The organism is Shewanella sp. GutCb (genome assembly GCF_002836135.1).
Taxonomy (GTDB): Bacteria; Pseudomonadota; Gammaproteobacteria; order Enterobacterales; family Shewanellaceae; genus Shewanella.
Window position 1 is genome coordinate 1 of sequence record NZ_PJBL01000019.1, and the last position, 13,529, is coordinate 13,529.

General features: G+C 44.3%; 14 protein-coding genes. 6 read left to right on the forward strand and 8 right to left on the reverse strand.

Annotated features, from left to right (window positions below):
• Positions 1–219: 219 nt before the first annotated feature.
• Positions 220–684 carry an RNA recognition motif domain-containing protein gene (locus tag CXF86_RS11175; RefSeq protein ID WP_101091910.1) on the forward strand — a complete coding sequence of 155 codons (465 nt, stop codon included), beginning with the start codon at positions 220–222 and terminating at the stop codon, positions 682–684.
• 1 nt (position 685) lies between these two features.
• On the opposite strand, the gene murI is transcribed toward CXF86_RS11175, so the two are convergent.
• Positions 686–1,492: a glutamate racemase gene (gene murI, locus CXF86_RS11180; RefSeq protein ID WP_101091911.1), complete on the reverse strand. Its 807-nt coding sequence runs from the start codon at positions 1,490–1,492 to the stop codon at positions 686–688.
• 184 nt (positions 1,493–1,676) lie between these two features.
• Between murI and trmA the strand changes: the two genes are divergently transcribed.
• On the forward strand, positions 1,677–2,774 hold the full coding sequence (gene trmA / locus CXF86_RS11185) for a tRNA (uridine(54)-C5)-methyltransferase TrmA (protein ID WP_101091912.1): 1,098 nt from the start codon (positions 1,677–1,679) through the stop codon (positions 2,772–2,774).
• Positions 2,775–2,835: 61 nt separating this feature from the next.
• On the opposite strand, the gene fabR is transcribed toward trmA, so the two are convergent.
• A complete protein-coding gene (gene fabR, locus CXF86_RS11190; RefSeq protein ID WP_101091913.1) occupies positions 2,836–3,450 on the reverse strand; it encodes an HTH-type transcriptional repressor FabR in 615 nt (204 codons plus the stop codon).
• 140 nt (positions 3,451–3,590) lie between these two features.
• Between fabR and CXF86_RS11195 the strand changes: the two genes are divergently transcribed.
• From CXF86_RS11195 to mnmH, 3 genes are all read left to right on the forward strand, one after another.
• Positions 3,591–4,697: an acyl-CoA desaturase gene (locus CXF86_RS11195; protein WP_101091914.1), complete on the forward strand. Its 1,107-nt coding sequence runs from the start codon at positions 3,591–3,593 to the stop codon at positions 4,695–4,697.
• A 153-nt stretch (positions 4,698–4,850) separates the two neighbouring features.
• Positions 4,851–5,888: a selenide, water dikinase SelD gene (gene selD / locus CXF86_RS11200; protein ID WP_101091915.1), complete on the forward strand. Its 1,038-nt coding sequence runs from the start codon at positions 4,851–4,853 to the stop codon at positions 5,886–5,888.
• On the forward strand, positions 5,888–6,985 hold the full coding sequence (gene mnmH / locus CXF86_RS11205; RefSeq protein ID WP_101091916.1) for a tRNA 2-selenouridine(34) synthase MnmH: 1,098 nt from the start codon (positions 5,888–5,890) through the stop codon (positions 6,983–6,985). Before selD ends, mnmH begins: the two co-directional genes overlap by 1 nt.
• 53 nt (positions 6,986–7,038) lie before the next feature.
• Here the strand turns inward: mnmH and CXF86_RS11210 are convergent, their stop codons facing one another.
• The 3 genes from CXF86_RS11210 to nudE all read right to left on the reverse strand — a co-directional run bounded on the left by CXF86_RS11210 (position 7,039) and on the right by nudE (position 10,218).
• On the reverse strand, positions 7,039–8,700 hold the full coding sequence (locus tag CXF86_RS11210) for an MFS transporter (RefSeq protein WP_102039014.1): 1,662 nt from the start codon (positions 8,698–8,700) through the stop codon (positions 7,039–7,041).
• Positions 8,701–8,806: 106 nt separating this feature from the next.
• A complete protein-coding gene (gene cysQ / locus CXF86_RS11215) occupies positions 8,807–9,622 on the reverse strand; it encodes a 3'(2'),5'-bisphosphate nucleotidase CysQ (protein ID WP_102039015.1) in 816 nt (271 codons plus the stop codon).
• A gap of 41 nt (positions 9,623–9,663) precedes the next feature.
• Positions 9,664–10,218 carry an ADP compounds hydrolase NudE gene (gene nudE, locus CXF86_RS11220; RefSeq protein ID WP_101091919.1) on the reverse strand — a complete coding sequence of 185 codons (555 nt, stop codon included), beginning with the start codon at positions 10,216–10,218 and terminating at the stop codon, positions 9,664–9,666.
• 99 nt (positions 10,219–10,317) lie between these two features.
• On the opposite strand from nudE, the gene yrfG reads away from it, so the two are divergent.
• Entirely contained in the window at positions 10,318–10,995 is a 678-nt protein-coding gene (yrfG, locus tag CXF86_RS11225; RefSeq protein WP_102039016.1) for a GMP/IMP nucleotidase, read from the forward strand.
• 64 nt (positions 10,996–11,059) lie between these two features.
• On the opposite strand, the gene CXF86_RS11230 is transcribed toward yrfG, so the two are convergent.
• From CXF86_RS11230 to gspL, 3 genes are read right to left on the reverse strand one after another with little or no spacing between them, the layout of a single operon-like run.
• Positions 11,060–11,818, reverse strand: coding sequence for a type II secretion system protein N (locus CXF86_RS11230; protein WP_101091921.1), 759 nt, complete (start codon positions 11,816–11,818; stop codon positions 11,060–11,062).
• Positions 11,819–11,827: 9 nt separating this feature from the next.
• Positions 11,828–12,304 (reverse strand): type II secretion system protein M, encoded by a 477-nt coding sequence (locus CXF86_RS11235; protein ID WP_102039017.1) that lies wholly within the window; start codon positions 12,302–12,304, stop codon positions 11,828–11,830.
• 1 nt (position 12,305) lies between these two features.
• Positions 12,306–13,496 (reverse strand): type II secretion system protein GspL, encoded by a 1,191-nt coding sequence (gene gspL / locus CXF86_RS11240; RefSeq protein ID WP_102039018.1) that lies wholly within the window; start codon positions 13,494–13,496, stop codon positions 12,306–12,308.
• Positions 13,497–13,529 lie beyond the last annotated feature (33 nt).

Below are 13,529 nucleotides of genomic sequence, written 5' to 3' on the forward strand. Positions count from 1 at the left end.
CAAGAAAATGTCCGCTTGCCTAACTTTTCGCCAAGATGTCTATTTGTGCACATTTATCGCGCTTTTTACGACGATAAATCTGCCTATAAAGGAAGAGAATGTAGATAAAGTTCATTTTTTCAGCAACACACTAGTGTATTGGCTAATAATTCATTACCATAAGCAAGTTATTAACAGTTAGTTATCGATCCATTCATTTACACTTCAGAGATTATATATATGCAGAAGTCATTCTTTATCGTTTTAGCCGTTGCCATTATTGGTGCATTAGCTATTTTTCAGATCGCTCCAGATCTAAACGCTGCCATTGCTTTCTTTACTGGCGCGATCATCGCAAGCGTTATCTTTTCTATTCAATCTAAATCAGGAACGTCTGCTGTTGCCAGTAACGAACCTTACACTGGTCCTACTATGACCTTATATGTAGGTAACCTGCCATACCGTGTTCATGAAGGTGAAGTGAAAGCTTTATTCGGTGAGTATGGTCCGGTCAATTCTGTCCGCTTAGTACGAGATCGTAAAACAGGTCGTCGTAAAGGCTTCGGATTTATCGAGATGTCTGAAGCTGGCGCAAAGAAAGCAATGTCTAAGTTAAACGAATATGATTTTCAAGAAAGAACATTGAAGGTTCGTGAGGCTAAGTCTCAAGATTCAGATGCTGATAAAGCAGAAAGCCAGGCATAGCCTAGCTAAGGTGTGTTGAGGAGTGTGGTTCTATTTTAGTGAACCCCTCTTCAACTAACCTTTCTCTCAACCCTACTGCAATATCATCCGTCGTATACACCGCACTGTAATTTACACGTCTTTTGTCATCTGATATCACCGCCGCATCGTTTCCTAGTAAATAAGCAACCCGATCCGCTACCGCTTTACCCGAATCAAGCAAAGTGATGTGATTGCCTAGTACTTGCCGTATCTCAGCTGCCAGTATTGGAAAGTGGGTACAACCTAGCACCAAGGTATCGAGTGCCGATTCTCGGATAGGCGTGAGCAGCAAAGTAAGCTTGGCCATATCGATAGCGGTTCCTGCTAGTTTTGCTTCAGCCAACATAACCAGTTCAGATGAACCAAATAGCTCGACTCGACAATCTTCAGCAAATGCATCAATCAGCTCCTTTGTATAAGGCCGTTTAATCGTACCTGGAGTGGCAAGCAGCCCAATATGTCGCTGTGTTGATATTTTTGCTGCAGGTTTAATTGCTGGTACCACGCCAACAATCGGAATCGATAGCCGCTTTCTTAGTATAGGAAGCACTAGGGTACTGGCTGAGTTGCATGCAACCACTACTATAGCGGCATTAATCCGCTTAGCATGTTCGCAGATAAGTGAAACGCAGCCGGTGATCAGTGCTAACTCCGCTAACTCACCATAAGGTAGACGCGCATTATCAAATAAGTAACAACAGTCCTTGTCAGGTATCAGTGTTCTGATCTCATCCAGAATCGATAAACCACCAATTCCTGAGTCAAAAATGAGAATAGGTCCAGACAAATGCGTGCTCCACTATTATGTAAATCCGTTCATACAGCTGCGTGGTTCGGAAACTCCCAGCAGAATTGACTATTTTGCGTTAAAATTTTCCTACAAGCTAGGTCTAATAAGGAGGGGAAACTGGACATCCCAGCTATCTAGTATAATATTCCGCCCCTAATTTAATGCTCACGGTGATCAAAATATGAATTTAGCAGCAATGGACCCTTCAACCTATGATGTGCAACTCGAAGCAAAGCGCGTCAAGCTAAAGCAGCTATTTACCGATTTTGATACTCCAGAACTTGAATCGTTTGGCTCTGAGCCTGCTCATTATCGCATGCGTGCTGAATTTAGAATGTGGCATGAAGGTGAAGACCTCTACTACTATATGTTCGATAAAGCACTTGATAGTAAAGTACGTTGCGATCAGTTCCTGCCAGCAAGTGAACTTATCAATAAAATGATGCCTGCTTTGGTTGCACTATTAAAGCCAAACACTATCTTGCGTCATCGCTTATTCCAAATTGACTTTCTATCGACGTTAAGTGGTGAGATTTTAGTATCGCTGCTGTATCACAAGCAACTCGATAGCGAATGGGAAGAGCAAGCTAAAATTTTAAAGCAAACACTCAGTAGCCAGTTTAACGTCAACTTAATTGGTCGTGCGCGCAAGCAAAAGCTTGTCTTTGACAAAGACTTCGTCATCGAATCACTTAACGTGGCAGGCGAACAGCTGCAATATCATCAAATTGAAAACAGCTTTACGCAGCCAAACGGCAAAGTATCCGTCAAGATGCTTGAGTGGGCAATTGATGTCACTAAGAACAGTACCGGTGATCTGCTCGAGCTTTATTGCGGTAACGGCAACTTTTCTATCGCGCTGGCACAAAATTTTGAACGAGTATTAGCAACAGAATTGGCTAAACCATCGGTTGAGTCAGCTCAATACAATATTAAAATTAACCAAGTAGATAATTTGCAGATCATTCGCATGTCTGCTGAAGACTTTACCGATGCGATGGCTAAAAAGCGCAGCTATCGACGTTTAGAAGGTATCGATCTCGACGGCTACAACTGTAATACCATTTTCGTTGACCCACCTCGTGCTGGGCTCGATGACAACACGGTTAAATTAGTCCAAGGCTATGAGCGTATCATTTACATCTCATGTAATCCCAATACACTATTAGACAATCTCAAAGAGTTAAGTAAAACGCATAAGATCACTCGATTTGCGTTATTTGATCAATTCCCTTACACCGACCATATGGAGTCTGGTGTTTTTCTTGAGAAAAAGTAACCTCACCCTTTATTAAACAAAAACGGCATCCAAAGGGATGCCGTTTTTGTTATTGAGTTAGCTACTTATGATCTCTTTTACTTTGTAAAGCATCTGCACCTTTAGCAATCATATGCAACTGAATCACTAAGCGGTCAGCTAATACCTTACGATCAGTACGTTTCATATCCAATGCGGCGGCGCCGGCATTAAACACCAAGGTAACCAAAGCTTCTGCCTGTGCATGAGCTAAGTCTGGCGATCTATGAGCTGTAGCTTCCGTATAATGTGCAAGTTCAGAGATAAAATGCTCTATCTCACGTGCTACTGCTGCTCTAAAGGGAGCTGAGGTGCCAGATCGTTCGTGCAATAGAATACGGAACACGTTTGGATTCGACTCCATCACTTCCATGAAAGTTTCAACTGAGATTCGAATGACACTCCCACCCGCCTCAGCACGTTGACGCCCTTTACGCATCATTTGCCGTAGTGTCAGTCCACCTTCATCAACCATGGTCAAGCCCAGCTCATTCATATCTTTGAAATGACGATAGAATGAGGTTGGAGCAATATTGGCCTCACGCGCAACTTCGCGCAAACTTAGGCTAGAAAAGCTACGCTCAGCACTCAACTGATTAAACGCTGCATCGACCAGCGCCCGACGCGTCTTCTCTTTTTGTTGTGCTCTTATGCCCATGTTGCACCTACTCACAAAAATTATATTTCGAATAATAACGCTTTTTTACACAAAACGCAGCATCAACAAACTTGACCCAAGTTCTTATCCAAGTTAAATTAGCGTACAGCTGTACGCTCAACTAGAGATTATTAAAAATAATGAAAAAACCTCCTATTCTTTGGATGAATGTGAGTCTATTTACCATCACATTTGCCTCCGCTGTGTTATTTGTTCCTTGGTACGGTATTGCCCACGGCTTTGAAGCCATTGAATGGGTTGCCTTTGTCGTACTGGCCTTTGCTAGTGGCTTATCGATCACTGGTGGATACCATAGACTCTGGTCTCACCGCACTTACAAAGCACATGCTTCAGTGCGTTTCTTATATGCTCTTGGTGGTGCTTTAGCGCTACAAAATAGCGCATTGCATTGGTCATCTGATCATCGAGTTCACCATAAGCATGTCGATAACAACGACAAAGACCCCTATTCCGCTAAAATGGGATTTTGGTATAGCCATATAGGCTGGATGCTACGTGAGTATCAATCTCAGCGTTACCACGATTACAAGAATGTGCGTGACCTACAGAATGATAAAATTGTGATGTGGCAGCATAAATACTACCTACCCTTATTGATTATTATGAATTTTGGCCTGCCAATTTTACTCGGTTGGTTAAATGGCGACATCCTCGGCATGTTACTACTCGCAGGCCTGCTGCGCTTAGTGGTTGTGCATCACTGTACTTTCTTTATCAATTCTCTTGCCCATATTTGGGGGTCACAGCCGTATACCGATAAAAATACCGCGCGTGATAACGGTTTCATCGCCTTATTAACCTACGGCGAGGGTTATCATAACTACCATCATATTTTTGAAAACGACTATCGCAACGGTATTCACTGGTGGCAGTATGACCCAACCAAGTGGCTAATTGATGGCTTAGCACTCGTTGGCCTGACTCATAGTCGCCGTGTGGTGCCACAAGAGCGTATTGAGAGCGCTCGCTTACAGATGCAGTTAAAACGCACTCAAAATAAAGTGGCCCATCTACCCAATAGCGACGAAATAGTCGAAAAGCTGCAAGCTGAATATGAAACATTGAAAGCGCATTTAGTTGAATATTACGATGCTAAAAAAATATTACTCGAAGCCAAGCGTAAACAACTTGCAGATAGAGACCTTATGACGCGAGTCAAAGAATTAAAACTTCAATTCAAACAACAGCAGAAAAGTTGGCACAGTCTGACGGCCAGTTTCAGCTAACATAATTAACGCCACTCAATAGAGTGGCTTTTTATTATGCTTATCTGCAAGATCCCCCTTAAGCATCAACTTACCTTATGACTTCATTGAAGTCATAAGGTGATGGGTCTATGATGATCGGCTAATTAGCTTCTTTTAGGGCGTTTTAAGCTCATGTCAGATCAACAAATCAAACTTACCGAATACAGCCACGGCGCTGGTTGCGGCTGCAAAATTTCTCCTAAAGTGCTTGGCACTATACTCGCAACTCAACTGCCAGTATTTCACGACCCTAAGTTGCTTGTTGGCAACCAAACGCGAGATGATGCCGCGGTTTACAAACTGAACGATACCACTGGTATTATCAGCACCACCGACTTCTTTATGCCGATTGTTGATGATCCATTTACATTCGGACGCATCGCCGCGACCAATGCAATAAGCGACATCTATGCGATGGGCGGTACACCTATGATGGCAATCGCTATTTTGGGCTGGCCAGTCAATAAATTACCCGCTGAAGTGGCGCAACAAGTGGTTGATGGTGGCAGACAAGCCTGTGCAGATGCGGGCATTATGCTTGCAGGTGGCCACAGTATCGATTCACCTGAGCCTATTTTTGGTTTGGCCGTAACCGGACAAATTCCACTTGAAGAGCTAAAACAGAACAGTACTGCAAAAGTTGGTGACAAACTTTATCTGACTAAACCACTCGGTATCGGTATTTTAACCACTGCGCAAAAACAGAAAAAGCTCGCTGATGCGGATCTTAATACTGCAGCAGAGGCGATGTGCCAACTCAACATATTAGGCCCTGATATCGCAAAGATCCCACAGGTAAATGCACTGACAGATGTCACTGGATTTGGCTTAGCAGGACATCTTTTAGAAATGTGCCATGGCGCAGATCTAGGGGCAAAAATTGATATTAGCTTGTTACCCTTGCTCCCCAACGCACGGCACTATTTAGAAATGGGCTGCATTCCTGGAGGAACTCACAGAAACTTCGACAGTTATGCAGAGCAGTTACCTCCATTAACGGACGAGCAGAAAGCGATTATTTGCGATCCCCAAACAAGTGGTGGTTTACTGATATCTGTGTCGGTTGAAGGTGAAGCTACGCTACAAAAATTGCTTACCGATAACGGTGTAGCACCTATCTGTATCGGCCAACTCGTCGAGAAAGCCGCGACGACAGTGGAGCTTATCTAATGCCACTCAACATTGTGAGCGCAACTGAGTACAGACGAATACTCGTCAGTGATCACCCTATAATGGATGTGCGAGCACCTGTTGAATTTGACAAAGGTGCCTTTCTTGGCAGCACTAATCATCCACTAATGGAAGATGAAGAGCGCAAGCTTGTCGGCACCTGTTACAAGGCGAAAGGCCAAGAAGCAGCTATAGCACTTGGGCACTCACTTGTGGGCGGAGAGATTAAACAGCAAAGAGTTGATACTTGGCTGCGTTTTTTCACCGAAAATCCTAATGCTTATTTGTACTGCTTTCGTGGCGGCTTACGCTCTCAATTAACCCAGCAATGGTTAAAAGAGGCTGGCATCGACGTCCCCTTTATTGAAGGGGGCTACAAAGCGATGCGCCAATTTCTGATTGAAACTATCGATAATGCACCAAGCCAAAAGCCAATGCTGATCCTAAGTGGGATCACCGGCAGCGGCAAGACTGACTTTTTATTAGCCCGCAATGATGCGGTCGATCTAGAAGGTATTGCGCATCATCGTGGTTCAAGCTTTGGCCGTTACCATGAACCTCAACCCACGCAGATTAACTTTGAAAACGCACTCGCTGTGGCACTGCTAAAACATCAAGACAGCGACGCCAAACACTTACTACTTGAAGATGAAAGCTTTCTCATTGGCCGCTCAGCATTACCAAAACCTTTTTATAACGGGATGCAAGCCGCTAATATCGTCGTGCTAGAAGAGCCCCTAGAAGCCAGACTGACACGCTTGCTCAATGAGTATGTGCATAAAATGCATAGCGGCTATATTGAACGTTTAGGTGAAGAAGCGGGATATAATGCATTCGCGGAATACCTTGCGTTAAGTATCACCGGTATCAAGAAGCGTCTTGGCGGAAAACAGCATGACGAATTCCAAGCCATCATCACTAACGCACTTAACATTCAACAAAGCCGTGGCGACACGACAGCGCATCTTGAATGGATTGAACTCCTGCTAAGCAAGTATTACGACCCTATGTATCAATATCAAATTGATAAAAAAGCGGAGCGTATACTATTTAAAGGCAACCACGCTGAAGTCCACCAATGGTTAGATGCTATTTAACCATTAAAACGCGTCAAACGGTTATCTCGTCAAGCATGAGGTAGCCGACTTTTTCATATCGAAAATCCTACCTCAACTTGCCCTCTGAACCCACTCGCTTGTCTTTGCTCTATACGGCACTTGAGTAATTTAGCGTTGGCAATTACTGGCTGAGCTTGAGCGCCAGCGATACAGACCAACACAGGGGCTGATTGCGATAGCGTAACACCATGCCATTGTCGCTTATTAATGATATATGCCAGCAAACCTCTTTGTGCAGCCTTTAGTGGATCTGTAACGAAATACACTGGTCGATTAAACATACCGTAAAGAACCAGCAATGTACGCCAGTTAAGCGGGGTTAACTCGACAATTAGCGGCATCGATTTATCCTGCAGTAAGGGAGCCAATTTGGTCTTATTAGACACCGTCACTCTATTCAGCACTCTACGCACCACATAACTCATGGCGCTCACGACAAGCTCAGGCCAAAAAACGAATAGCAGTAAAAGCACCAATACGTTGCCGCAAGCGAGCAGTAAAAACAGTTGCTCTATATTCCACTGCAATCCATTTAGCACCAACATGGCGAAAATAGCCGATGTCACCATAAAGAGCGCATTCATGATGTTATTACTGGCGATAGCTTGCGCACACTCACTTTCATCTGCGCGAGCTTGAATAAAGGTATATAGCGGCACGATAAACAGACCGCCACCGACCCCTATCATGAATAGATCAAACATGAGGCGATAATGACTAGCATCAGCGATAAAGGAACGGATATCAAATACAGGCTCTGACGCTAAAACCACAGGCAATGCAGCATACAAATCAATGCCAAAGCCGCCGAGTAGCATAAGTCCGATCGGTGCGACACCCAACTCGACCTGTTTGAAAGACAAGCGTTCACAAACAAAAGAGCCAATACCAATTCCTACTGAAAACAGTAGCAATAACAAAGAGACTACTGTTGGGTCGGCATTGAGCGTGATCCGTGCAAAGTTAGGGATCTGGGTTAAATAGGTTGCACCCACAAACCAAAACCAACTAATCGCCAAGATGGCTAACCAGATATCCTTAGTTTTTCGGACCTTACGAATACTCGCAACCGTAGCAGAAATAATCGAAAATTGAGGCTTTATCCGATTAGGTGTCGGGACACTGGGGATCATACAACTGGCGAGTAAGCCGATCATCGCCAGTATCAAGACACTGCCAGCCGCCCAATAAGTGGCATTGTCACTCGCTACAATCAGCCCTGCGGATAGTGTGCCGATTAAGATGGCTAAAAACGTGCCCATCTCTACCCAAGCATTGCCCGATACTAGTTCATTCTCTTTAAGCACGCGTGGCAGTAGTGAGTATTTAACAGGACCAAAGTATGCAGACTGCGTTCCCATTAAAAACAGCAAGAGCAACATAATAAGATAGCTATGGGAGAGTATGGCGAACACTGCCGCCGACATAATCAAAAATTCGACAACCTTAAGGCGACGGATCAGTATCGCTTTATCAATACTATCTGCAATTTGGCCAGCATGGGCGGAAAACAATAAAAACGGCAGTATAAACAAACCTGCGGCAAGGTTTACAAACAGATGCACATCTATCGGTAAAGCCTCAATTTGCGAGTAACTCACCATCAGTAAAAGCACGTTTTTAAATACATTGTCATTTAATGCCCCTAAGCACTGGGTAATGAAGTAGGGCAAAAAGCGGCGACTAAATAACATGATTTTCCTTTTGAAATGGCTGACGAGATCTACAACTACACGACAATGACAAAATAAGTCCCATAAAAAAGCCATCACACTGTGATGGCTTCAATCTGCTGAGGACTTAGCTCTCAGCTGTGAGGATCTCGTCCCAGGCTAAATTCGGCGAACCAACGACAATGAAATTTGGGTTCTCTAAACTTTCACGCTCATTATAGCTCAGTGGTTGCAGTGCAAGATCCATAATCTGCCCGCCTGCCTCTTCGACAATAATCTGCGCGGCGCCAGTGTCCCACTCTCCAGTGGGGCCTATGCGCACATAGCTATCGGCGCGACCTTCAGCCACTAAACAGCTTTTCAATGCAGCTCCCCCGAGAACGACGAGTTCACAGTGCTTATTCTGATTAAACAGCTTTATCACCGATTGTGGATCTTGACGCCGACTGACCGCCAATCGCAACGGGCTATTATCATCTTTGCCAATCTGACGGCTACTGATGCGTAGATCATTACCTTTTACACGCTTATAAGCGCCTAATCCGGCGATCGCGTAATAACACACCTCAGTCATCGGCACATAAACAACACCTACGATAGGACGATTATGCTCGACCAATGCGATGATGACCGAGAAGTCACCACTACCTGCGATAAATTCGCCAGTACCATCCAGTGGGTCGACTAACCAATACCGTTGCCAGTCACTGCGCTGTGCGAAAGGGATATCAGCAGCTTCTTCCGATAATACTGGAATATCGGGGGTTAACTCATTCAACGCTTTGGTAATAATATTATGCGCTGCGATATCAGCCGAGGTAACAGGGGTGTTATCTGACTTTATCTCGCGATCATAATCACCTTTTTGGTAAATATCGCGAATTCTTTTACCCGCCACTGTGGCGATTTCAATGACTTGATCGATGTAACTCTCTGGCTTCATAACGACTCCAACAGCCTCACTACCCGAATATATTTGTTGAACTACTTAAGTTGTAGATGCTTTTGCGCTAAAAATAAAGCACTTACACTACGTGACTCTGAGAAATCCTGCTCTTGTAATAAACTCAGCCACTGATCAAGTGGCCATTTGACCAACTCTATCGGCTCTGGTTCATCCCCTTCCAGCTCACTCTGGTAAAGCTCTTCAGCCAGAAATATCTGCATTTTACTCGCAAAATATCCTGGTGCTAAGCTTAATTCCATCAAATGAGTCAGTTTTTTCGAGCCAAAACCAATCTCTTCCTGTAATTCTCGGTTGGCAGCCTCTGCAGCGTTCTCACCCGGATCAATCAGTCCTTTCGGAAAACCGAGCTCGTAACTGTGCGTGCCCGCCGCGTACTCTCGACCTAACAGTAGCTGTTTTTGATCAAGTACTGGCACAACCATTACCGCACCACGGTTATTGCCTTTCATCCGCTCATATTGGCGTTCAACTTGATTCGAAAACCTTAAATGCACTTGTTCAATTTGAAATAATCGACTCTTGGCGACGACTTCAGCATGCAATATTTCCGGTTTAACGTTCTTGTTAGTCATACACATCCCAGTGTTGATGCAGATAAATTTACGAGATCAGTTACAATCTTACTATTCTACCTGCAATCTACAACCTGAATTTTTGAGGATCAGCAAACTATGTTCCCATGGCGCAAAATTGATACCGTTCTACTCGATATGGATGGCACTCTGCTCGACCTTCATTTCGATAACCATTTTTGGCTAAATTTAATCCCCAAAGCGCTCAGTGAACAACGTAATATCACAGAGAAAACAGCAATGGAGTGGGTTGAGACGAGTTACCAAAATGTAGAGGGTACCCTCGATTGGTACTGCTTAGACTATTGGGAACGGCAGATGGGGTTAGATATAATGACCTTACATAAAACGCTCGTGGATAAGATCCAGCTACGCCAAGACAGCTTGCCGTTTTTATATGCGTTAAAGCAAGCAGATAAGCGCCGTATTCTGGTAACAAATGCACACCCGAAAGGCCTAGCCCTAAAACTGCAGCATACGGACTTAGCACTTGGGCTCGATGAAATGATCTCTAGCCATGAAACCGGCTACCCAAAAGAGCATCCGTTATTCTGGCAGCAACTTTTTCAGCGCTTTAATTTAGACCCAGCTCGCTGCTTATTCATTGATGATAACGAAGCGATTCTAGCGGCTGCGAAACTGGCAGGGGTGGGCTATCAATTAGGTGTTGCCAACCCCGATAGTCAGAAGCCAGTTAAACCATTTACCGATTTTCCTGCAATAGCAGATTATCGTCACCTGCTAGACGAATTACTCGCCAGCGACAGCGTGATTTAAAGCGAGCTTGTCGATCTAAAAAGGGCACTATAAAGTGCCCTTTTTTAATGACCGTGAGTAATGCCTAGATCGGCAATCGGCCTTGATAAGTAATAGGGTAATAGCCTTGGCTGTCTTTTTTACCTAAAAATCCCAGGGCTTTTTTCAAATCATCCGGTTGAGTATTCACTTCACGAATTTTGGCATTTACCTGCATCATCTTATTGTCGGCCAATACGATGGTGCCATCTAAACCCAATCCGTTTAGCTTTTCATCAGTGGCTAATTGCACGTTGCCATCAAGACAACTTAAGCCTAAAGCAATGTCACCGAGTGGGTAATTACCAAACTGATTGGTGACTTGTACCTTATTTAAAAATAGCTTACCGACTAGCTGCTCACACCAAGGCAATCCTTGTTCAAAAGTATTCACTAACGCACTAATATCACCATTGATTTTGGTCTTAAACGGTAAACGAGTCTTGCCAAGCAAGAAGTCACTTGGTGCGTCAAAACGCAAACCACTGACATCGAGTCCGCCAAATGAATAAGCCACAACGCCTTTGCCATTAACTGCACTGCTACGCGTCCCGATACTTATATCAGCCTTAACCGTTCCGGTTAATAATGAAGCAATACTTAAATCCCATTGCACCTGTTCAACTTGACGTTTTTGCACGCTAAGCATATCAATACTGCCAGACCAAATAGTACCCGACACACCATTGAGAACGATATTGGCTGGGATAGGGGCCAATTTAACGGCCATACTTGCAGGAAACAAAACCAGCAGGAACACCAAATAGATGAAAAAACCGAGCGCTATTTTTTTAACTAATTTCACAACAACATCCTACTTGGATAACTGAATTCGGCGAACATTTACAAAACCAGGCGTATCAGATTCTGCCAAATCGAGGCTCTCTAACGACAAGCCTTGATTTTGAACCAACTCATAAAGGTAGCTAAGCAAGGTTTCGAACGGAACTTCATCCATCCATACTTGGATTTTATTCCCTTGCGGCTGCATACGGGTAATGGTCAAACCAAAACGACCTGCGGTTTGATTAACTGCTGCACTTAAGCTGCCTTTAAAAGCACTACCTTGGCTTGTCTGTTTCAAGCCCGCTATACGGTTAGCGGTCTTCTTTACATAATTTAGCGTACTAAGTTGCCCTTCAAGATTGAGCTGCGCCTCATTTTCAGCATTAGCTATCGGAGTCCAAATACCCCAATACAAAATACCAATCAATAACACTACACCACAAGCGCTGACCATCTGCTTTTCACGCAGAACCAGTCCAGCCCACCATACTTTAATGTTATCCATCTTATTTGCTCCTGATGGTTAAGGTGCTAGTGACTTCTGATTCACCGCTATTCATTGCGCCACCATCGAGCTTATATGAGCGAGAGATTATCTCTTTAAACTTTTCAATCTGATCGTAGCTTTTGGCCTTAACCTGCATGCGGATCTCGCTGCGACTACTGTCGAAGCGTAATGAGGTGGGTTTTAAATCCGTGACTTGAGCAAATGCGACTTTTGTACCTTCTAGCATCGCAAAAAATTCACTACCACTGCCGCCGCCCTGCATCTTGCGAACATAGCTTTCCATTTGAGCCCGTAAATTAACGACTCGAGAACTGCCCAGAACCACTTGCTTATAGATCTGTTCACTTTGTAGCTTTACGGCATCAGCTTTGGCATTCATCTGATGAATGTTGAGCCCTTTGTTTACCAGAGCCAATATCACAACCACGGCAAATACAACGGCGGCATTGCGCCATAGACTCAAATGTTTACCATATTCGCGTTTAGGCTGATAAACCCCTGACAGTAAATTCATTGGGGCATTCAGTATACCCCGAGCCAAAACCAGCATAGGGAGGTCGAGTGGCTGCTCTTTAATATCAACACCCGTCAACGTTAATTCGGTATAGCCTGCGACAGTGGTGGTGTTTGCGCTATCAGGTAACAATTGTGGTAAAGCCACATCTAACCAGTCTTTATTAAGGCTAACACCACTGCTTTCGCCTGTTCTAAGCAGAATATCTTGCCCAAAAGTAATAGCGGCCCAGTCACACTCTGCCAGCGGCAGTGCCAAACAATCAGGGACGATACACTTGGCTTTAAGCCCAGCTTCAGCTAGCCATTCAATCCAATTTTGCATCTGTTCGTGTGCCACAACGGCAATACTGAGTGCGTCACCTTGGCGGGGGCCCACCACAAAATGAAGCTCATCAACATCTTGAGCTAAATTTTCTTCCAGCATAAAAGGTAGCGCTTTAATCGCTTGGCGCTGACCCTTTTCTGGCAGGTCCACTGCGGTCAATGTAATGCTAGAGGCCGGGACTAAAACGTCTACCGCACGGTTACCCGCTCTTTCAGTCAGAGTTGATAGCGCACTGGCGTCACTCAGTTCGCCAGAACCTATAATTTCTTGCTCCTGTTCAGACCAAACGATCCACGAACATGGTTGCTCAAATGATTGCCCTAAACGGATGAATAATCTTTCACTCACTGATCTGTCTCCACAAGTCTCTTTAACTCATTA